Here is a 22,818-nt window from a genome sequence, read left to right as displayed (position 1 = left end):
AATTGATGACTATTGATTGATAGCTCAGTAACGATTTCAGACTTACTTCTTGCCAGATATTTTCTCATTAAGATATCGCCGACTTAATAATTTTATTCTAATAATCGAGAACTAATACTTAACATAATAAATTAAAAATAAGGATGATTATGTCAACCAATACTACGAGTGCATACAGTGACTTCCATTTGCAGTTCATCGCTGGTGAATGGCAAACCGGTAAAGACGATAGCACCAACAATAATACCAACCCATATAACGGTGATACGCTTGTAGAGATCCAGCAAGCGACCAAAGATCAGTTGAACGAAGCCTATGATGCTGCAACCCAAGCTCAAGAAACGTGGGCTAAGCAGACACCAGCAGAGCGTTCTGCAGTATTATATAAAGTGGTCAACATACTGGATCAGCGCCAAGAAGAAATCGTTGATTGGCTAATCAAAGAGTCGGGCAGTACGCGTATCAAAGCCATGGTCGAGTTCGGTGCGACGCGCGCGATTACCCTTGAAGCAGCGACATTCCCTAATCGTGTCCATGGTGAGATTCGCCCATCAAATACTCCTGGCAAAGAAAACTTCATCTACCGTGAGCCTATCGGTGTGGTAGCAGTCATTAGCCCATGGAACTTTCCGCTACATTTGACTCAGCGCTCTATCGCACCAGCCCTAGCGCTTGGTAACGCCGTGGTACTCAAGCCTGCTAGCGATACGCCAGTGACTGGTGGTTTACTATTGGCCAAAGTATTTGAAGAAGCGGGTCTACCAAAAGGTCTGTTAAACGTGGTTGTGGGTTCAGGTAGCGAGATAGGCGATGCAATCGTTGAACACAAAGCGTCAAGTTTTGTGTCATTCACAGGATCAACTTCAGTGGGTAAACACATCGGTGAGCTAGCTAATGGTGGTGAGCATATCAAACAAGTGGCACTTGAGTTAGGTGGAAACAGTCCATTTGTTGTACTCAAGGATGCAGATATTGATCAGGCAGTAAAAGCAGCCGTGTTCGGTAAGTTCTTGCATCAAGGCCAGATTTGTATGGCTATTAACCGAATTATTGTTGAAAATGAAGTGTACGATGAGTTTGTAGAGCGTTTCTTGTCTCATGTTAAAACGTTACAGGTAGGTGATCCTAACGATCAAGGTACTGCTATTGGCCCAATCATCAATGAGAAACAAGTTCAGTCACTTAGAGATAAGATTGATGAGGCACAGAAAGAGGGCGCAAAAATGCTCTTGAGCGGTGAAATCAATGGTCAATTAGTCCCGCCCCATGTCTTTACCGAAGTTACTAGAGAGATGGATATTGCCTATAATGAAATATTTGGACCATTGATAGGCATTATTCGAGCCAAAAATGAAGAGGATGCTTTGTCGATAGCTAATGATTCTATGTATGGCTTATCTAGTGCGGTGTTTACCGCAGACATGCAAAAAGGTTTACGTTTCGCTCGTGGTATCCGAGCAGGTATGACCCATATAAATGATATTCCAGTAAACGATGAAAGTAACGTGGCTTTTGGTGGTGAGAAAAATTCAGGTATCGGCCGTTTCAACGGTGAGTGGGTACTAGAAGAATTCACCAGAACACATTGGATCTCAATGCAAAATGAGCCACGTGAATATCCGTTCTAATTGTCCTAAAATAGAATGCTAATAGCTAGTAAAAAAGACCGCTTTGATAGCGGTCTTTTTTTGTGAGACATTCAGTGTTTTACTGAGAGCGATATATTTGAAAGCTAGTCAATAAGTTATCTGGCATGAAAGCCAAGTAATCCTTCAATTTCTTCCATCGTCATCCGTCTTACCAGTGCTTGCTCTTCTACTGACAAGCGGTTGGTATGTTCTTTTATCATCGTATGAATACTTCGTGATATCTCAGAGGTGGTCGCGTAATACATTTGAGGCTGCTCTTTTGTCAACCTCATCAAAAATCGATTGATAAGTTTACGCTTTTCATCTGATTTATTTTCTTCAGTCGTAGTATTATTTTGAGTCATGATGTTCTCCTAGAGGTAAGCCATTTAAGCAGTCAGACACATGAGAGTCAATGCTTATAAGTGGTTTCTGGGGCTGAGCGCATTGCCTTACAAGTATTAGGTTAGCATCAAAATTGAATGCTAAGTATGTGTTGTACCGTATATGATATTTTAAGATTAAAAATTAAAAATAATAAACCAGCGCTAAACAGCCAGAAGGATAGGGTATGTCAAATCAAGCAGCGAACAACTTAGAGAACAACAATGTCACATTGGTACTATTTCATAATGATTTGAGAGTGGCGGACAATGCCACTTTATTGAAAGCATCTAAGATATCCATTAATGGAAAGCTGCTATTGGTTTACGCGTCATCGTTGACAGATGTATTAGACGATAAAGACCATTACGATGCCTATCGCTATGAGGCTATGGGCCAAGCCCGCCAGCAGTTTTTGCATGAGAGCCTAGCTGATTTAAATGCGTCATTGATGCAGCGGGGTAATAGGTTGCTGTATTTGCAGAAAGGCGATAAAGCATTGGACGTCTTTACTCAGTTGAATGATCTAATAGCGCAGCAACAAGTGACAGATATCTGCGTCAGCCAGACGGCAGACTATAATCAAAACAAAGTATATAACCTTATACAGGCGAAATATCCAGAGATACAGTGGCACATTCAAACAACATCGACTTTGTTTGATGAGTTACCGCTAGAGAGCTTACCCAAAAGCTTTACGCAATTTCGTAAACAAATCGAAACCGATTATGATTTGCTGCATGCAGAAAAAGATATAGCAATTTATCCAACACCAGAAACACTTGCTCCATTACCTGACAATATGCAGAGTAGGAACGAGTGCTTTTTTGAATCGCAGTTGTCTAATCAGGCAGGGCTTGATAAGCCATCACAGCAGCCATCCAGTTTTGTAGGTGGAGAGTCAAATGGTCTTAAGTACTTAGATGCCTATTTCGATTCCGATGCACCCAGCACTTATAAAACAACCCGAAACGCGCTAGATGCCTGGACACATTCTACGAAGTTTTCCGCATGGCTTGCAAACGGATCACTATCTGTAAACACAGTATTAAATCGTTTGCGTCGCTATGAGCGCGATATGATCGCAAATGACTCTACCTACTGGATATGGTTTGAGCTGCTGTGGCGTGAGTATTTCTATTGGTATGCTGTGACCCACCAGGAAAAGTTGTTTTGGTTTAAAGGCATCGCTCAGCACGCGCCTTCAACTCAATTGATTGAGAGTCTGTTAGCGCAATGGAAGAATGGTACAACACAATATCCTATCGTCAATGCTTGCATGAACCAATTGAACGCGACAGGTTATATGTCGAATCGCGGACGACAATTGGTTGCCAGTTGCTTTATCCATGAGCTAGGCCTTGATTGGCGTTACGGGGCAGCTTACTTTGAGCAACATCTTGTTGATTATGATGTCGGCAGTAATTGGGGCAATTGGCAATATCTGGCAGGCGTGGGTGCTGATCCAAGAGGGTGTAGACAGTTTAATCTAGACAAGCAAACTCAGCAATACGATCCAAACGGTGAGTTTATCCGTGAGTGGCAAGGCAACACTCAAAAGAGCGATTAATGTATGTTGAAAACTCCCACTCAACAGATGATAGCCATTATTAGACTAATTATAAGATAGGTTTAAACAATGAAAAAGCCCAGTCCTTATCTCACTTTTGCAGGTGCTATTCCGTTTGTCGCCTGTGCATTTTTATTGATAGTAGACGTTGTTACCGTGCCTATGCTTGGTTCAGTAATCGATGTATTAAGTGCTTATGGGCTAGTGATTGCATCATTTATGGCAGGCGCACATTGGGGCAATCATTTAGATTTAGCTGATGACAATAAGTGGGCAGTTAGGCTTCCACTGTATAGCAATGTCATTGCGCTTGGCCTTTGGCTTGGGTTTTTAATCTTATCAGCCAGTAGCTTTATTTGGCTACTGGTTGTCGGTTTTATAAGTCTATTGGTTATTGATTATAGTCTGCATCGCGCGCAGATTATTAGCGATGTATATTTTAAAATTAGACAATATGTAACGGCGATAGTCGTCGTATCGTTAGTTGTTGCGGCATTACAGTTGTAAGTACCGCTTTACGTCAATACTAGGAACCGCCCATAGTAATGATAGAAATTCTAATGAATTCCATTACTTACATTAGACTTTCTACGCAAGAAGTCGCTAAAATATAAAAATTAACATAAACTTTGAAAAGGACAAGTACTTGAAAAGAGGAATAATAGCTGCGCCAGGTATCATAAATAGGTTGCCAAGAGGATTTCAGATGGAAAGAAGCCTCAATATAGACGAGCTGCGTTATTACGTTCTGTACTGGGATGAGGTAGTTATTCCAGCTAATAATGCCGTATATATAGGCATACCTCAAGAAGAAGCATTTATATTGGCTGGAGCTATAAAGCGTCCCTCAGTTCAACTGTCTGGATTGATTGATACAGATGCGATGCTTTCTTGCCAAAGTAAAGTTGCCGAAGCCTTAGTCAAAGAGAATAAAGGTATAGATTGGGTTATTCAACAGTTTGGAGAGGAATGTCTTCTTTTAGATAACTATAGCGAAGAAAGGAATACTCTGCGTATTGATCTAGCTGCGTGCCTTCCTGTTCCCACAGGAGAAGTTAATATTTACGATATCTTAGATTTCAAAGAACGTAGAAAAAATGAATTTATTGCACTTCATGAATACTTAGATGAAGTTTACGAGCAAGCGTTACTTTCTCCTGATCAAAGTTTAGCATCAAAAAAAGCTGTATATAAACTTACAAAATCTATAGAAGATCTAGATAGAGTTACGCTTGAACGCTTTAAATTATTTAAGAAACACAATTTATCAGCTGTGTTCAATCTTTATCGTGACAAAATAGTTGAGGGTATAGTAATGGATGTGGTCGCGACAGCTTTTACTGGTTCTACAGTCCCTGTAGTAACTATCGGTGGCATTATCTCTGCAACTATAAAAGTAAGTGCCAACTCGACTCAAACATTTAAACCAGCAGATGAGAATTTAAAGCTAGCATATCTATCAATTGCTCAGAAAGATGGACTATATTAAATTTATGAATTTTTTTTGGTACAATTAATTATCTATAGTTCTTACATTCTATGCTTTTTTACGTCTATAAATTACCTCCACAACTATCTTCAATGTTAAAACCTGTTGTATAAACAATAAAATACATTTTAAATGAATGTTATAATCAAAGCCATCTATATTCCTCTAAGAAGATGGCTATGCAATCTATCAAGTTACCTAGCAAACCACCAAGCTCTCCGCATCCTATCCTTAATTTAAGCTTTCGCATATTTTTTAGTGCTGCTGCGCTATTTTCCGTAGTAACGATGCTGCTATGGGTGTTTGCGTTCACTGGTCACACCGATATCGATGCACAGGTTTTGAACCCGTTATACTGGCATGGCCATGAAATGGTGTATGGTTATGCCTTGGCAGTGGTAGCCGGGTTCTTGCTAACTGCGGTAAAGACATGGACAGGGGTGATGATGCCGCATGGTTATAAGCTGCTAGGCATCTTTGTCTGTTGGTTGTTAGCACGTCTGAGCTGGCTAAGTTTTGGGCTTGGCATAACGCTCATAGGTGATAGTATGTCGTGGTTATATATAGCAGCCCTTTTTGATGTAGTATTTGTCGCCTCGATGGCATATGTGATATGTCGAGCGGTATGGCAAGTTAAGCAATACAAGCAAATGGGTATCTTGGCAAAACTGGCACTGCTGACCTTTGGCAACGGACTCTGCTATTGGGGAATTATCAATGCTGATATGAACACAACCAAGATAGGTATTTATCTGGGTTTCTATTTGATCATCGGGTTAGTGCTGACGATTGGCCGACGCGTAGTACCATTTTTTATCGAACGTGGTCTCAGTATAGATATGGGAACGTCAGAACCCATTAAACTACATAATAGTAAGACACAAGATATCGCAAGCTTAGTGTTTTTCTTCGCCTTTTTTATTAGTGATGTATTTTATCCAAACCAGTATCTCTTGACGGTTACCGCGCTCGGTGTAGCAGTGATTAATATCGTACGTCTGATAGGGTGGTATCATCATGGTATTTGGCAAAAACCATTGCTTTGGTCGTTGTATATTGCGTTTTTAGGCATGTGTTTGAGTTTCTTATTGTATGCACTACAGCCTTGGCTCGGTTATCCGCACAGCATCGCTATGCATGGACTGGCGATCGCTGGTGTTGGTATGATGACGTTAGCCATGATGACTAGAGTATCTCTGGGACATACAGGTCGCAGTATTCATCAACCGCCAAAAACGGTAAGCGTTATGTATGGCTTGATGATATTGGTATTTATCAGCCGCGTACTACTACCGCTAGTAGATATGAGTCATTACCTAATGTGGATTATGATGGCGCAAAGTGCTTGGATTGTGTGTTTTGTGCTATTTTGCATCAGTTATCTGCCCATGCTGGCACGTCCTCGGCCTGATGGTTTATTTGGTTAAAGCAGGCTAACGATACTGTTTCCAAATGCTATGTCTAAACGTTATTACCAAAAATACGACTTACTTTGTCTAGGGCGTGTCATCAATTAGCACATTGATGCAATTTATGGCCTTAAAATGGCTAAATTTTCGCTAAACTGTGTCAAAGTTCTTGTCAATATGTTCATATTCACTGCAAACTTTTCCTTATTTAGCATCAATTTATCTTATTTTAATGCTCATAATCTAATTGATGACACGCCCTAGCTTAATATATAAAATTTATAAAAATAGGAACGCAAGTACATGCGACTGACCAATTATAGTGACTACGCGCTACGTTCGTTAATTTACTTAGCTGTGAGACCAGATCCGTCGCTACTAGCTAATATTAGTGATATCGCTGACAGCTATGGTATTTCTAAAAGTCATTTGACCAAGATTATTCATCAGTTGGGCCAACTGGGTTATATAGAAAGTGTGCGCGGCAAAAACGGTGGTATACGCTTGGCACGTGCACCTAAAGATATAAATTTGGGCATATTGATCAAACAGATAGAGCCTGATTTTAATCTGGTAGAGTGCTTTGCCGTACCAGCGTCTCATAATAATAGTGAGCAGGGCGCTCATCAGACGGATTTACCAGTGACATTCATTGAGGAAAAAAAGAATAAATCACTAGGCTGCGTGATTAGTCCAGCCTGTCAGCTAAAAAGCGTGTTTTTTGAAGCACTCACCGCATTTATCAATGTGCTTGAGCGTTATACATTAGCAGATATTCTGAACAATGAAGATGAGTTAGCTACTTTGCTGTTTCGATAATAAGTTTCGGTAATAGCTTCGATACGATTATAACCAGCTCACAAAAATGGGTCGCTACACTAGTAAATACAGTAATAGCGACCCGTTTTTATATCTATAAAAAATATATGTCTAAGGTGTGAGAAATTAAGCATTTTCTAGTTTTGGACGTGCTTTCTTAACGGCTTTCACCAGTGCTTTCTCAAACCCACCTTCTTTGAACTGAACAAGATAAGAGTGCGCAGCGCAGAAATTGCGTACGTCACGCCACTCATGAGCCAAATTGGTCGCCCAGTCGCAATATTGCGCGCCAGCATTTGGCTCGTTTTTCAGTGCTTTTTTGGTCGTAGGATGTAGTATTAGCTCAGGCAATACAGCTTCTAATAGCTTCGTTGGTGGACTCATAAAAGTATCATCTACGTGCAAGCTTTGGCTGGCAGGATGATAAGCTAATAAAGAACCTGCATGAATCATCTCATTGGGCGATATATAGTAAATGCCCTCTGACATTGAAAACTTAAGTTCAGGATAGCGTGCAGCGACTGCGTCACTTTCTACCAAATCATCTGCCCAATTGATTTCTGGTACTTTTTTATGATGACGGCTACTGCCATAAAAGCTGGCTTGCGGGAAGTCTTTGGCCATTTGAGCACAGCTGACTGTATGAAACGGATGTACGTTCAGCACCGCTTCGACATCTTGACCATTGTTAGTGAGTGCCATGACCTCATCTCGAACATCACCCGTTAGGGCGTAACTGTCCAAAAAGATAAATTTCCCTGATGGTAGTTTGATCAGCGAGCATTGAGTGCCAATGTTTAACACACCACCGAGACGGAATGTTCCGCGTATGTTCCAAAACCCCGCGCCTAAATCATGAATGTGATCAGTCATTTATAATTTTCCTCGTCTAGTAAATTAAATAGAATATGTAAATAAAACAAAGCTACTTTTTCACTGTAAGCTTCATCTTTCGAGTTTTTTTAATAATATATTTTCTAAAGGTTCACGCTTTTATGCTTTTTTAAGCTCAGGGCGAGCCAAATCAATCGCTGATATAAGTGCTGACTCAAATTGACCTTCCTCAAATACCACTAAGCCTGAATGTGCGCCACAAAAATGACGAACATCATGCCACTCACTTGCCAGATCTACTGCCCAATCACAATAGTGCTTAGCTGCATCTGGCTCATCTTTGAGCGCTTTTTTGGTAGTAGGGTGTAAGCCTAGGTTAGGCTGCACGGCGTTCAACAACTTAGAAGGGGGTATCTCAAAGGTATCATCGACATAAATGCTTTGGCTGGCAGGATGATGGACCAATAAGGAGCTGGCATGAACCGTCTCGTCAGGTGAGATATAGTGGATACCTTGAGGTATAGAGAATTTGAGTTCAGGGTAGCGCGCAGCAATGGCATCGCTTTCTACCAAATCATTTGCCCAATTGACTTCAGGTACTTGCTCTGGATGCCGGCTACTGCCATAAAACGTCGCTTGCGGAAAATCTTCTGCCATTTGAGCACAGTGTACTGTATGAAACGGATGAACATTGAGGACGGCTTCGACATTTTGACCATCATTGGTCAATGCCATTACTTGCTGACGAACGTCATCCTTTAACGTATAGCTATCTAAGAATATAAATCGTCCTGATGGTAGTTTTATGAGGGCACATTGGACACCGATATCAAGTATGCCGTTCTTTATAAATGAGCCTCGAATACTCCAAAACCCTGCCCCTAGATCATAAATTTCATCAGTCATCAACATTGCTCCTTAATCGTTCATTTATTCAATCGTTTTACTTGTTTATAGCACCCTATAGTCAGTTCAATATGATTTGGATACAAGGAAGGCGAGTGAAAGTACTACAAATAGTAGACTAAGCGAGCCTGACACCGAATCCAATTTATAGAGGATTGACTATATGATTATTAATTTTTATGGCAGTAATGTCTGTAAGAAAAAAGATAGAAGCAATGTAGATGTGTAAAAATAAAAAAGAGTTGTTATTCAAATGTCATTATTAACAGTGAAAGCTGTCTGTCCTTCCTTTTGTAAGTAGATTAAAAAATAGCTTATAAACAGTCTTCGTAATCATAGGCTGAGATACGAGGATCGTCTTTGTAGCTTTCATTGCCACATAAGAATTTATCGAAACGGGTATCGCCGTTAATATAACGTTGCATCCATGCGATAGCAGGCTTACTTAATAGCTTTTCGTTAAAACGATGACTGGCACAGAAATGACTGCCGTTGTTAATCTCGACCTTCATTTTTGGACCGTCAGCTTTTTGATAAAAGGCATTGGTATATTTTTTATTCGGGGCGATACGGTCATTTTCACAAGCGATGAATAGAGCAGGCGTATCCATCGCACCATAGCTCGTATCGTGATAGGGCGTTTGTGCAATGATGGCTTGCACCGTACTGCGCTCAGTTGCCAATCGTAGCGCACCGCCGCCGCCCATTGACCAGCCAATCGCCCCCAAACGGTTTTGATCTATCATATGACCCACTGTTTCATCAGCGAGGAGATGATCGAGAGCCGCGCTCAATTGCTCAGCACGGCTATCCGGATTATCATAAATGGAGCTAGTATTAATAGTGATAACGACAAAACCCCAAGAGGCTAAACGCGGTCCCCACCATTTGATAGAAGACTCATAAGACACGTAACCTGGCACCACCGCGATACCACCTAGTAGACCACAGTTAGCAGCATCCGTTGGATAGTGTATAGTGCCGCCACCAAAACCATTGGCTGATTGGCGATTCACGTGCTTGGACTTTACAGAAAACGGACCGTTATCACGTGTTTTTGTGAGCTCAGTAGCAGTGATAGCGTCATCCTTTATACAGTCTACTGCCGCTAGTGAGTTTGTAGCGTCGAGTGTTGATCCAACTGGACTGAGACTTTTAACGCTAGTTTCGGACACAGTTATTTCTGCTACAGCCATCGTAGAGAAAACCAATGTACTCACCGCAATAATAAGTTTTAAAAGCACCATATTTTTTGTCATCGTAAATCGTATTCTCAAAGGTTGTGTAGTCGTGCACGTCTCTACGTTAGAAAAGATAGACGCAGGTAATGATTGTGAACTGTCATTGTTATCAATCGTTAAAGAAGTTAAGTACTTAACAAGTGAGTCAATAGCATCTAACCATACTATCCTGTATATGCAATAAACGTAACATTGATCTTGACCTCGTGAGTCGAAAACTGTCTTCACCGTCTCAAGTCGAAATGTGATTCCTAGTCAAGTTTTTCTACGATAATCTCTAGCTCAAATAAAAAATCTATCAAGAGGAAATAACACTTTTAAACCTGAGTATATTAGTGAATGTGCTACCATAATTTGCTTGTCATTATGATGAGCATTTATCGTTTAATAACGGTGATTTTGCTTATAAATTTAGCATAAGCAAAATCACCGTTATTCCTCTCTATCATCCACGCCAGTGACGGTTATTATTTGCAGTCATGGTATAACCAATATAGTCAGATCCCCTGTGAATAATTCTAAAGATCAGATCCGAGATATAACAGCTGTGCCACCAGCTCCTTCCAATCATTCAACGTCGTGGATATTGAAGCTCACAATTGGCCTAATAGGTATGTTTGCTTTTTTGCAAGTGTATTCTATTCAGGCGGTGCTACCAGTCATGATGGTGGACTTTGCTGCGACCGAAGTACAGGCTGGTATGATCGTTGGTGCTACTGTGTTGGCAATTGCGATTATGTCACCATTTCTGGGTATGCTCTCAGATGCAGTCGGGCGCAAGTCGTTTATCGTTGGCGCTTTATTGTTTTTAGCGATACCAACAGCGCTCATTGCCCAGAGCTCGAGCATTGAATGGGTCGGCATTTGGCGTTTTATGCAAGGACTGTCGGTGCCGGGTATTACGGTGGTGACAATTGCCTATATCGGTGAGGAGTTTGAGGGCCGGGCGATGACTGAGCTGATGTCCTTTTATGTGTCAGGATGCGTGCTTGGCGGCTTTATGGGTCGGTTCTTGTTGGGTCATTTACATGAGCTGATTGGCTGGCGTCATGGCTACTATGTGATGACGGCGATGACGCTACTGGGGGCAATATGGGTTGGCAAGATGCTACCATCGTCTCGTCACTTTGTGGCTAATCCTAATTTTCGCTCAGCGATACAGACGCTAGGTGAGCATGTCACCAACCGCTATGTGGTGACAGCTTGTCTGCTTGGCGCTTGCGTGCTGTTCTCCCTTGTAGGCTGCTTCACTTTTATTAATTTACATTTGGCAGATAAGCCTTATGAGCTTGGTACTGGTGCGCTCGCCAATATTTTTGCAGTATATTTGCTTGGTGTTATTATCACGCCATTATCTACGACATTGCTACGCCGATTTGGATCGGCGCGTACAGTACGGGTGGCTATCGTCGTATCTATGGCCGGAGTATTATTGACTTTGGTCACGCCATTATGGGGGGTGATTATAGGACTGGCCATTATGTCGTCTGGTGTATTTATCACGCAGTCGGCGACCATCAGCTACATAGCTGTCAATGTCAAAAAAGGCCGCTCATTAGCATCGGGTCTATATTATATGGGCTACTATACAGGCGGTACGCTAGGGGCCTGGCTGGGTGGCATAGCTTATGCGCGAGGGCAGTGGTCTCTTACCGTATGGTTGTTATTGTTTGTGCAGGTACTGGCGTTATTAATAGCCAGCTTTGGGATGATTAAAACCACAGTACGTACAAAGTGATTGGCTGTCTTATGTAGCATAGGTCTGGTCGGCCATCTTGTGATACTTAATGTAAGACCGCTTTACACAGCGTCGCTTTTTTCTTACTATCAATAACGATGTTATTATAAAAATTAAAATGGTTAGCGCAGTAGGTTTTATGCTGCTATTAACTTGATTGTTATTTATCTCTTATAAGTACGATAAACAAGGAAGTCAGATCTATGTCAAACATTTACCACAGTGCACCATCTGCCTACGATTATCCATTACTGGTCAAGCAGCTATTAAGCCGTGCAAAAACGGTATCGCAAGATCAAGAGATTGTGTATGCGGACAAAAAGCGCCTGACTTATAAAGAGTTGTTTGAGCGTATCAATCGTTTGGCCAATGTATTGGCAGACTTAAAGCTTGATGCAGGTGATGTGGTTGCCGTGATGGATTGGGACAGTCATCGCTATCTTGAGTCTTATTTTGCCGTACCAATGTCAGAGTACGTTTTACAGACCGTTAATATCCGTTTATCTCCTGAAAAAATCCTCTATACCATCAACCATGCCAAGCCTAAAGTGCTCATGCTCAATTCTGAGTTTGCACCATTGGTTAAAGACTATCAGTTCGAGAATTCAAGTATTGAGCATATTATCTGGCTTGATGACAACGGTGTCACTGCTGAAGGTATCTTTGGTAGCAACCAAAGCCGTGTCACAGGCGAGTATGAAGCGCTATTAGAAGCTGCCAATAGTGAATTTGATTTCCCAGATTTTGATGAGAATACTATCGCGACGACTTTTTATACGTCAGGCACGACAGGTGATCCAAAAGGGGTCTTCTTTAGCCATCGTCAGCTAGTGCTACATACCCTAGCAGAAGCGGCAACTTTGGGTATGTTGCCTGATAAGCAAGGCGTAAGCTATGGTGATGTCTATATGCCGATGACGCCAATGTTCCATGTGCATGCATGGGGTTTTCCGTTTACAGCAACGATGGTAGGTCTAAAGCAAGTCTACCCAGGTCGCTATGCGCCTGATACGTTGATGGATTTGATCGTCAATGAAGAGGTCAGTATCACCCATTGTGTACCAACAATTTTACAAATGGTACTCAAAGAAGCGCAAGATCGCGACGCTAGCTTTAATGGTCTAAAAATGATTATTGGTGGCTCACGATTGACAGAAGGTCTAGCCAAGACGGCAATGACACAAGGTATCGAAGTCTATACAGGCTATGGCATGTCAGAGACTGCACCGCTCATCAGTTTGACCCACTTTAGCTTAGATGAGCCAGCAATGACGGAAGAAGAGGATATTGAACGTCGCTGCATGACAGGTCAACCAGTATTAATGGTCGATGCCCAAGTATGGGGCGAGGGCAACAAATCCGTAGGTACAGGACCAGAAAATACAGGCGAGCTGGTATTGCGTGCGCCTTGGTTGACCCAAAGCTATCTCAAAAATGACGACGCTGGCAAAGAGCTGTGGGAAAATGGCTATATGCATACCCAAGATATCGCTTACATACGTCCTGATGGTTATATCAAAATCACCGATCGCTTAAAAGACGTAATAAAATCAGGTGGTGAATGGATTTCATCATTAGAGATTGAGACCATTTTATCACTACACCCGTCAGTGGCCGATGTGTCAGTGATTGGGGTACGTGATAAGCAGTGGGGCGAACGTCCACTCGCATTGGTAGTGCTAAAGCCTGATGCTAAGGACACCAGTGCTGACGATATCAAAGCACTGGCAGAGAAAGCAGTAGAGCGAGGTATTATTCCTAAATATGGCGTGCCAAGTCAGTTTAAGTTCGTAGATGAGTTGCCAAAAACTTCAGTTGGTAAGCATGATAAAAAAGCCATGCGTAAAATCTATGCTGATCAGACTGAAATATAAAACAGTTCGTATTATGGATGGTGATAGGATTCTTACTTAAAGTTTGGCATCTCATAGCACATTGCTCGCTTAAGAGTTGACCTTTACCGTTGGCTCTGCTACATTTTAAACCGATACATTGTGTATCGGTTTTTTACTTCTGGCAAGGATGACCAGTATTTATAAAGGCACTGTCTACTACCATAAAATCAGTGTAGAGTTGGTAGTGGTAATCGCACACGGATAACGTATATAGCGAGGCCAATACCTTATCTAGCTTATAAATATCTCGATTATAAAATAACATTGCCCCATTTCTCGTTTATGCTAAGGACAGCTACTATGAGCGACCATTCCCTATCCCCAGTTTCCACCCAAACGACAGACACGCCAAACTTCGCTGATATTTATCATGAGTCTATTACGGATCGAGAGCAGTTTTGGGCTGAGCAGGCGAAGCGTATCTATTGGCATAAAGAGCCTGAGCAAATTCTAGATGACAGTAATCTGCCTTTTGCCAAATGGTTCGTCGGCGGTGAGACAAATCTTTGTTATAACTGCGTCGATCGCCATCTAGCAGACCGGGCAGAGCAAGATGCTTTTGTGTGGGTGTCATCAGAGATTAATCAAGAATTGATAGAAACCTTTCCAGCGGTCGTTGATTCGTTTAAGGATCTCGGCAATAACGTTGAATTTTATACAGACTATACCAAGCGTCGCCTAACTTATAATGACTTATATAAAGAAGTTAATTATTTTGCCGATGTGCTACAGCGTCACGATATTGGCAAGGGTGACCGTGTTATCATCTATATGCCAATGATATTGGAAGCGGCTTATGCCATGCTGGCGTGTGCGCGTATTGGTGCCGTACATTCAGTCGTATTTGGTGGGTTTGCCGCCCATAACTTGGCTATCCGTATGGATGATGCCGAAGCCAAAATGGTCATTACGGTAGATGCAGGGCTACGCGGTGGTAAGGTTGTTAATTATAAAAACCTCGTCAATCAAGGCGTCGAGCAAGCGACTGTCAAGCCAGAGCATGTGCTGGTGGTCAATCGCGGTATATTACCATTCGAAACCAAAGCAATCGATGTTGATTATGCAACTGAGCGTCGTCATAGCTGCGAGGCCAATGCAGTCGTAGAGCCCGTTTGGCTTGAGTCAAATACCCCGTCCTATTTGCTTTATACTTCTGGTACTACTGGCACACCAAAAGGGGTGCAGCGTGATACGGGTGGTCATGCCGTCGCGCTGACGACGTCGATAGACTATGTCTATGATGGTAAGGCTGGCGAGACGTTCTGGGCGATATCTGATATTGGTTGGGCTGTAGGACACTCTTATACGATCTATGCGCCGTTACTGGCGGGTATGACTAGTATTATGTATGAGGGCTTGCCGCATATGCCAAACCCTGGTATCTGGTGGCGTATCGTTGAAGCTAACAAAGTTAATATTTTATTCACCGCACCCACAGGCGTGCGTATGCTCAAAAAACAAGATGAAAGCTGGATGACGCGCTACGACGTTTCCAGTGTGAAGTCGTTCTTTTTGGCAGGTGAACCGCTTGATGAATCGACAGCTAGTTGGTTGACTCAGCACCTAGGCGTGCCAATTTTAGATCACTATTGGCAAACAGAATCTGGTTGGCCAATCTTGAGCCATACGCCAAAATTCAATCATAAGCCGCATAAGCAGGGCTCGCCCGGTTATCCTATGTACGGTTATGAGGCGCAAGTCATCAATGAAGAGACAGGTGAACCTTGCAGCGCGGGTGAAAAAGGATTGCTTGCGATTAAAGCGCCACTACCACCTGGTTGTCTTACCACGGTATGGCGCAACGATGAGCGCTTTGTCAGCAGTTACTTTGGTCTCTTTGATGGCCAGCAGTATTCTACCTCAGACTATGCAGTGACAGATGAAGACGGTTACTTTTACATCTTGGGGCGTACCGATGACGTGATAAACGTCGCAGGACATCGTATAGGCACGCAAGAGATTGAAGAGGCAATCAGTACGCATCCAGAGATGGCAGAGTGTGCCGTAGTGGGTATTCAAGACGAGCTAAAAGGTGAGCTACCTATTGCATTCTGTGTCCTAAAAGATCAGATGCAAATTGAAACCACCGAAAACCGTTTTCGTATTGAGCAGCAAGTGATAGGCGCAGTCGTCAAATCTTTGGGTGGCATTGCCCGACCCGCTGCGATTTATTTCCCGCAGGCGCTGCCAAAGACCCGCTCTGGTAAAATATTACGTCGCTCAATTCGTGCTTTAGCGGAAGACCAGCCAACAGGAGATATGTCAACGCTTGATAATCCAACCGCTATTGATGCGATTAAGCAAGCGATGAAGGATTATTGATCGGTGCAATATATCGATCTATAAACCAACCACCTATAAGCCAATCATCTATAAGTCAGCAATGATCTTTATTTCACATAACAAATAAATTTAATCTCAAAAAGCTCATGAGTCATCATGGGCTTTTTTGTTTTCGTTATTTAAACAATTTTTATAGAAACACGTGTCATCAAAACAAACTTAGATAAAATTTTGATAAAGCGCTTGACCGTAAAATTGATTTATTGTTATAGTCAATAACGATACAAAATAAATCATTTTAAAATTCAATTTTTTATGAATGTTTTATAGACAAACCCTCATCGCTTTTACTTTTCTAATAAATATCTAGGTGCCGTCACACGGTAGTCTCGCAAAAAAGATAAGGATATCTTATGCACCACGTTCAACAGCTCATCAATGGTCAGTTCGTACAATCAAACACCGATGAATGGATTGATATTACTGATCCAGCGACGCAAGAAGTCATCGCCAAAGTGCCACAAACCACCAATGATGAGATTAACCAAGCGGTTGCATCCGCACAGACTGCGTTTGAGACATGGCGCAAAACGCCAATTACCACGCGTGCGCGTATCTTTTTAAAGTATCAATCTTTGATTCGTGATCATATGGATGAGCTGGCAGAAATCTTGACCGCAGAGCAAGGCAAAACGATTGCAGATGCACGCGGTGATGTGTTCCGCGGTCTAGAAGTGGTAGAGCATGCCGCTGGTATTGCCAATCTGCAAATCGGCGACTTCGTAGAAAACGTGGCGTCAGGTGTCGATACTTATAGTATTTGGCAGCCACTCGGCGTTTGCGCTGGTATCACACCATTTAACTTCCCAGCGATGATTCCACTATGGATGTTCCCAATGGCGATTGCTACGGGTAATACATTTATCCTAAAACCGTCTGAACAAGATCCGATGGTGACTATGCGTTTGGTTGAGCTAGCGATTGAAGCGGGCGTACCAGAAGGCGTTCTAAACGTGGTACATGGAGGCAAAGCAACCGTCGATGCTATCTGCGACCATCCAGATATCAAAGCCGTTTCTTTTGTAGGCTCTACTCATGTAGGCAAACACGTCTATGAGCGTGCCAGTCAATCAGGTAAGCGTGCCCAGTGCATGATGGGTGCCAAAAACCATGGCGTTATCCTGCCAGATGCCAATAAAGAGCAAACGCTCAATCAGTTAGCAGGCGCAGCATTTGGTGCAGCTGGTCAACGCTGTATGGCGCTGTCAGTCGTCGTACTAGTAGGCGCAGCTGGTGAGTGGATTGATGAGATTAAAGCAAAAGCAGAAAGCTTGGTCGTCTCAGCTGGCAAAAATGACAAGGATTTGGGGCCGTTGATTTCGCCTGCTGCGAAGGCCCGTGTCGAGCATTTGATTGGGACTGGGGTAGAAGAGGGCGCGAGCTTGATACTAGATGGTCGCGGAATTACCGTTGAAGGGTTCGAGAAAGGTAACTTCGTTGGCCCAACTATCTTTGATAATGTCACAAGTGATATGCAAATTTATCAACAAGAAATCTTTGGTCCAGTACTATGTATTATGCGTGCTAACAGCTTGGACGAAGCGATTGCACTATTGAATGCCAATCCACATGGCAATGGTACGGCGATATTTACTCAGTCAGGGGCAGCTGCACATAAATTCCAGCAAGACATTCAGGTTGGTCAAATCGGTATTAACTTGCCGATTCCAGTGCCACTTCCAATGTTCTCCTTCTCAGGGTCACGTGGCAGTAAGCTTGGCGACCTAGGTCCTTATGGCAAGCAAGCCGTACAGTTCTATACTCAGACGAAGACCGTGACTGCACGTTGGTTTGATGATGAAGCGAGCCGCGGTGTCAATACAACGATTTCAATGTAATCGTCAGCTCATTGTTGTTTCAGTATGACATTTTGTGTTTTCGGTATGACGATAATGCGACTTGCGGTACTATTAAACGCAATTCTATTATCGTTATGCCGCTATCATGTCGCGCTAATGTCTTATAAAATCTCTGACCAATATCTTCATTAGCGCTTTTATTAACGTTTATCTGAGATTTAATCCCTCTATTTGATCTATAAGAACAAGGATGACCCTATGGATTTTTCATTGACCGATGATCAAGTTGCTTTTTGCCAAACGGCTCGGCAGTTTGCGCAAAAAGAGCTAAAGCCAAATGCTGCTGAATGGGATCGCAACTCGCATTTCCCAATAGATGTGATCAAAAAATCTGGTGAGCTTGGCTTTTTGGGGCTATACACTAATCCAGAATATGATGGCTTGGGCCTACCAAGACTGGACTCAGCGATGGTATTCGAAGAGCTTGCATGGGGCGACACGGCTGTAGCAGCGTATATGAGTATTCATAATATGGCGGCATGGATGATTGGTGAATATGGTAGCGATACGCTATGCAAAAAATATCTACCCAATATGGTCAGCGGTGAGTGGCTTGGCAGCTATTGCCTAACAGAACCAAATGCAGGGTCTGATGCAGCCTCCTTACGTACCAAAGCGGAGAAGCAAGGCGAGCATTACGTACTAAACGGTGAAAAAACCTTCATTTCTGGCGCAGGCTCAACCGATGTATTGGTAGTAATGGCACGTACTGGTAGCGCTGGGCCCAAAGGCGTGTCAGCGTTCGTTGTAGACGCCAATAGTGCTGGTATCGAATATGGCAAAAACGAGCACAAAATGGGCTGGAAAGCACAGCCGACACGGACAATCAGTTTTAAAGACGTTAAAGTTCCAGTAGAGAACTTAATAGGCGAGGAAGGTCAAGGCTTTCGTATCGCGATGAAAGGACTGGATGGTGGTCGTATTAATATCGGTATTTGTGCGGTAGGTACGGCACAAGCGGCGTTAGAGACCGCAACCAGTTATGTGCAAGAGCGCAGCCAGTTTGGTAGCCCGATTGCTAGCTTACAATCGGTACAGTTTAAACTTGCTGATATGTTGACCCAGACCATCGCTGCACGCCAAATGCTGTATCTAGCAGCTGATAAAGTTGACAACAACGATGGACAAGCGTCTACCTACTGCGCAATGGCCAAGCGTCTCTCCACCGACCTTTGTTTCGATGTTGCTAATGAGGCCCTGCAGTTGCACGGCGGCTATGGTTATCTAAATGAGTATCCGCTTGAGCGCCATGTACGAGACTTACGTGTCCATCAAATTCTGGAAGGTACCAATGAGATCATGCGTGTGATTATTTCACGTCAAGTTCTACAAGATGAAGGGCTAAACCAGCTACGCTAATTTATCTCGTTTTACTGAAACAAGGATGTTTTATGACAGATTATACAAATCTACAGCTATCAATTGATGGCCATACCGCAACGTTGACGTTGAACAACCCACCGGCACATACGTGGACGATGGACAGTCTGCAAGCACTTAAGCAGCTCATCACAGATCTCAATGCCAACGACGATGTTTACGCATTAATCGTGCATGGAGATGGCGAAAAATTCTTCTCAGCTGGTGCAGATTTAAACAACTTCTCAGACGGCGATAAAGGCCGCGCAATAAGTATGGCGATTGCATTTGGTGAAGCATTTGAATCGCTATCTACCTATCGTGGCGTCAGTATCGCTGTCATCAATGGCTATGCGATGGGCGGCGGGCTAGAGTGTGCGCTCGCATGTGATATCCGTATCGCAGAAGCGCACGCCCAGATGGCACTGCCAGAGACGGGCGTGGGATTATTGCCATGTGCTGGCGGCACACAGAACCTAGCTATGTTAGTAGGGGAAGGTTGGGCTAAGCGCATGATACTGTGCGGTGAGCGGGTCGATGCAGATACGGCATTGCGTATCGGTCTGGTTGAAGAGGTCGCTGCAAAAGGTGAAGGTTTACCAGTCGCTCAGGCCTTGGCAAAAAAAGTCGCTAAGCAATCACCCGTCGCCGTCAGTTATTCCAAGAAACTTATTCAAGCGGCTAGAGACACCCCGCCTGCGCAGAACCTCATCCATGAGCGTGAAGCTTTCGTGAAGTTGTTTGATACCAACGATCAGCGCGAAGGGGTACAGGCCTTTTTAGAAAAACGCAAACCCAATTGGCAAAACAAATAAGCATTGCTTAAAATGCTTGGGTCATAACACTCATGACATTATTTAACTTTTTAACTTTGTAGGTCACTTTTATGACAGCAGCTACCGACGATACCCAAAACTCTTCGAACAATACCGAGCAAGAGGCCTCTGTATTGTTCAGTACTGAACCGACAGATTGCGGGCACTTGATTGGAGTCATGACACTCAATACACCCAAATCACTTAATGCGCTCAGCGTTGATATGTGTCAATTGCTATCAGCGCAGCTAGAGCAGTGGCAAGATGATAATCAAGTGGTGGCGCTCGTATTAAAAGGTGCAGGCGACAAAGCGTTCTGTGCGGGCGGCGATATTCGTAAGCTCTATGACAGCATGTCTACTGATGCGCCAATACCAAACCCGTATGCTACTGAGTTTTTTAGTTACGAGTACCGTCTCTATCGTCAAATGCACTTTTATCCGAAACCATTAATACTTTGGGGCGATGGCATCATCATGGGCGGCGGTATGGGGCTGATGGCAGGATGTAGTCATCGTCTGGTCACTGAGCGCACACGTTTTGCCATGCCTGAGGTCACCATTGGGCTGTTTCCCGATGCTTCTGGCAGTTGGTTTTTGCAGCGCATGCCTGCTAAGACGGGTTTGTTTTTAGGTCTAACTGGCGCGATGTGTAATGGCAGCGATGCGCTATTGGCCAATCTGGCAGAGTATGCCGTTGCCAGTCAGGATTATGATACCGTCATGCAGCGCCTAAGACAGAGCGACTGGCAGGCAGTCGATAACACGAGCAGTTCAAATAAGTGCCATGACAATAGTGCGCATAGTATTGTCAGCCGTGCGCTTGCTGAGTTGCCAGTAGCCGAACTGCCAGATAGTAAGCTTGCAACATACTGGCAGCCTATTCAGCAACTGATGAATAGTGGTGGTCTGGCTGATATCGATGCGCTGCTACAAAGCGATGCAGCGCTCGCACAGCTAAACCAAGACTTTGCAGAAGACAGCTGGATGCAGCGCGCAGTCGCCACCTATCGCCATGGCTGCCCAGTGACGGCAGCATTGACCTATGCGCTCTATTATAAAGTCGCTGACCTATCTATCGAACAAGTGCTGTATTTAGAAACCAACGTCGCAGTACATTGTGCGGCCAATCCTGATTTTAAAGAAGGCGTGCGGGCGCTATTGATTGATAAAGATAGAAGTCCTAAATGGTCGCGCTCATTAGTAGACTGTCTCAGTGTAGAAGGGCAGGCGTATATCGACCAGCATTTTGTCAATCCTTATTCAAAAGGTGAGCATCCTTTGGGCGATTGGCTGGGTAATGACGCCTTGGGTAGTCAGTATGTCCGCTAACTGCCTAAAAGAAATTTATAACGTAAAACAGTCAGCGACTTTATAACGCTTTGAAGAATGATGCTAAGACATAAGATAGCAGCATTCATTAATAAGCAATATTCACTAATAAATACTGTTAGATAATATGTAGCAATAGCTACATCATAAATCATCAAGGAGTGATGAGATGGGTACAAAGGATACAAGTACGATGGATAATAATAACTCTAAACCAAGTATTGCCTTTATTGGACTTGGGAATATGGGTGCGCCAATGGCAGAGAACTTATTAAAGGCAGGTTACGAGCTATCTGTCTTTGATTTATCTGAGGTTGCAACCCAGCGCCTAGCACAAGCAGGGGCTAGTGTCGCAAAAAGTCCTAAAGATGCTGCAAGTAATGCTCAAGTTGTGATTAGTATGTTGCCTGCAGGTCAGCATGTACATTCGGTGTACTTGGGTGATAGTGGCTCTGATGGTCTGCTAGCAGAGTTGCCAGAAGGCACGCTTGTGATTGACAGTAGTACGATTGCGGCGGCTGATGCAAGGACAGTGGCAGAGGCGGCAGATAAGCTTGGTATAGACTTCTTGGATGCACCAGTTTCTGGTGGTACAGGTGGGGCAGTTGCTGGTAGTTTGACCTTTATCGTCGGCGGCGATGCTGCCGCTTTTGCTAAGGCTGAGCCAATACTTGCCGTGATGGGAAAAAACATCTTTCATGCTGGAGAGCACGGCGCAGGACAAGTCGCAAAAATTTGCAACAATATGCTGTTAGGTATTCTGATGGCAGGCACGGCAGAAGCGATTAATCTAGGCGTCAAGAATGGTTTAGACCCCAAGGTGCTATCAGACATCATGCTGCAGAGCTCAGGGCGTAACTGGACACTAGAAGTTTATAACCCTTACCCGAAAGTCATGGAAAATGTGCCCTCTAGCAATGGCTATCAAGGCGGTTTTATGAGCAAATTGATGCAAAAAGATTTGAACCTTGCGATGCAGACAGCTCAAGACACTGAAGTAGAAACGCCAATGGGTGCCAAAGCAACAGAGTTATATGCCTCACATACTGTAGAGAATGGTGATAAAGATTTTTCTAGTATTATCGGACGTCATGATGTCTCATTATTGTCTTAAACATACTAATATTAAGAATTTTTCGTATCACTAGTAAGTGGCGTTAATTAAAAAAATGCATTTGCTAAAAAGAAAAAGGTCTAC

Annotated in this window: 18 protein-coding genes; 14 read left to right on the top strand and 4 right to left on the bottom strand. The window is 43.3% G+C overall.

Annotated elements, in window-relative coordinates:
* Window positions 1-149: 149 nt before the first annotated feature.
* Complete coding sequence (locus ACS8FA_RS22575) at window positions 150-1,628, top strand: aldehyde dehydrogenase family protein (protein ID WP_102077991.1); 1,479 nt, start codon at window positions 150-152, stop codon at window positions 1,626-1,628.
* Between the two features lie 116 nt (window positions 1,629-1,744).
* Here the strand turns inward: ACS8FA_RS22575 and ACS8FA_RS22570 are convergent, their stop codons facing one another.
* Window positions 1,745-1,993: a hypothetical protein gene (locus ACS8FA_RS22570; protein ID WP_057760515.1), complete on the bottom strand. Its 249-nt coding sequence runs from the start codon at window positions 1,991-1,993 to the stop codon at window positions 1,745-1,747.
* Window positions 1,994-2,199: 206 nt separating this feature from the next.
* On the opposite strand from ACS8FA_RS22570, the gene ACS8FA_RS22565 reads away from it, so the two are divergent.
* From ACS8FA_RS22565 to ACS8FA_RS22545, 5 genes are all read left to right on the top strand, one after another.
* Entirely contained in the window at window positions 2,200-3,582 is a 1,383-nt protein-coding gene (locus ACS8FA_RS22565; RefSeq protein WP_439267051.1) for a DASH family cryptochrome, read from the top strand.
* 69 nt (window positions 3,583-3,651) lie between these two features.
* On the top strand, window positions 3,652-4,089 hold the full coding sequence (locus ACS8FA_RS22560; RefSeq protein WP_439267049.1) for a DUF3429 domain-containing protein: 438 nt from the start codon (window positions 3,652-3,654) through the stop codon (window positions 4,087-4,089).
* Window positions 4,090-4,288: 199 nt separating this feature from the next.
* Entirely contained in the window at window positions 4,289-5,071 is a 783-nt protein-coding gene (locus ACS8FA_RS22555) for a DUF6236 family protein (RefSeq protein WP_341609189.1), read from the top strand.
* 179 nt (window positions 5,072-5,250) lie between these two features.
* Window positions 5,251-6,498, top strand: a complete 1,248-nt coding sequence (locus ACS8FA_RS22550; protein ID WP_439267047.1) for an NnrS family protein — start codon at window positions 5,251-5,253, stop codon at window positions 6,496-6,498.
* Between the two features lie 285 nt (window positions 6,499-6,783).
* Entirely contained in the window at window positions 6,784-7,299 is a 516-nt protein-coding gene (locus ACS8FA_RS22545; protein ID WP_424510277.1) for an Rrf2 family transcriptional regulator, read from the top strand.
* A gap of 126 nt (window positions 7,300-7,425) precedes the next feature.
* On the opposite strand, the gene ACS8FA_RS22540 is transcribed toward ACS8FA_RS22545, so the two are convergent.
* The 3 genes from ACS8FA_RS22540 to ACS8FA_RS22530 form a co-directional block, all read right to left on the bottom strand.
* Window positions 7,426-8,172, bottom strand: coding sequence for a hypothetical protein (locus ACS8FA_RS22540; protein ID WP_439267045.1), 747 nt, complete (start codon window positions 8,170-8,172; stop codon window positions 7,426-7,428).
* Between the two features lie 120 nt (window positions 8,173-8,292).
* A complete protein-coding gene (locus ACS8FA_RS22535) occupies window positions 8,293-9,039 on the bottom strand; it encodes a hypothetical protein (protein WP_439267043.1) in 747 nt (248 codons plus the stop codon).
* 314 nt (window positions 9,040-9,353) lie between these two features.
* The gene (locus ACS8FA_RS22530; protein ID WP_439267041.1) at window positions 9,354-10,298 is read right to left on the bottom strand and encodes a dienelactone hydrolase family protein; all 945 of its coding nucleotides are present in this window, start codon (window positions 10,296-10,298) and stop codon (window positions 9,354-9,356) included.
* A gap of 529 nt (window positions 10,299-10,827) precedes the next feature.
* On the opposite strand from ACS8FA_RS22530, the gene ACS8FA_RS22525 reads away from it, so the two are divergent.
* The 8 genes from ACS8FA_RS22525 (at window position 10,828) to mmsB (ending at window position 22,734) form a co-directional block, all read left to right on the top strand.
* Complete coding sequence (locus ACS8FA_RS22525; RefSeq protein ID WP_439267055.1) at window positions 10,828-12,018, top strand: MFS transporter; 1,191 nt, start codon at window positions 10,828-10,830, stop codon at window positions 12,016-12,018.
* Window positions 12,019-12,221: 203 nt separating this feature from the next.
* Window positions 12,222-13,892, top strand: a complete 1,671-nt coding sequence (locus ACS8FA_RS22520) for a fatty acid--CoA ligase (RefSeq protein ID WP_439267039.1) — start codon at window positions 12,222-12,224, stop codon at window positions 13,890-13,892.
* 321 nt (window positions 13,893-14,213) lie between these two features.
* Complete coding sequence (locus tag ACS8FA_RS22515) at window positions 14,214-16,235, top strand: propionate--CoA ligase (protein ID WP_439267037.1); 2,022 nt, start codon at window positions 14,214-14,216, stop codon at window positions 16,233-16,235.
* Window positions 16,236-16,609: 374 nt separating this feature from the next.
* Entirely contained in the window at window positions 16,610-18,094 is a 1,485-nt protein-coding gene (locus ACS8FA_RS22510) for a CoA-acylating methylmalonate-semialdehyde dehydrogenase (protein WP_439267036.1), read from the top strand.
* A gap of 219 nt (window positions 18,095-18,313) precedes the next feature.
* Complete coding sequence (locus ACS8FA_RS22505; protein WP_439267034.1) at window positions 18,314-19,474, top strand: acyl-CoA dehydrogenase family protein; 1,161 nt, start codon at window positions 18,314-18,316, stop codon at window positions 19,472-19,474.
* Between the two features lie 32 nt (window positions 19,475-19,506).
* Window positions 19,507-20,289 carry an enoyl-CoA hydratase gene (locus ACS8FA_RS22500; protein WP_439267032.1) on the top strand — a complete coding sequence of 261 codons (783 nt, stop codon included), beginning with the start codon at window positions 19,507-19,509 and terminating at the stop codon, window positions 20,287-20,289.
* 71 nt (window positions 20,290-20,360) lie between these two features.
* A complete protein-coding gene (locus tag ACS8FA_RS22495; protein WP_439267030.1) occupies window positions 20,361-21,620 on the top strand; it encodes an enoyl-CoA hydratase/isomerase family protein in 1,260 nt (419 codons plus the stop codon).
* Window positions 21,621-21,789: 169 nt separating this feature from the next.
* A complete protein-coding gene (mmsB, locus tag ACS8FA_RS22490; RefSeq protein ID WP_439267028.1) occupies window positions 21,790-22,734 on the top strand; it encodes a 3-hydroxyisobutyrate dehydrogenase in 945 nt (314 codons plus the stop codon).
* Window positions 22,735-22,818 lie beyond the last annotated feature (84 nt).

The organism is Psychrobacter sp. 1Y1, assembly GCF_051847395.2.
Classification (GTDB): domain Bacteria; phylum Pseudomonadota; class Gammaproteobacteria; order Pseudomonadales; family Moraxellaceae; genus Psychrobacter.
This window is presented reverse-complemented; position numbering and strand designations above follow the sequence as displayed.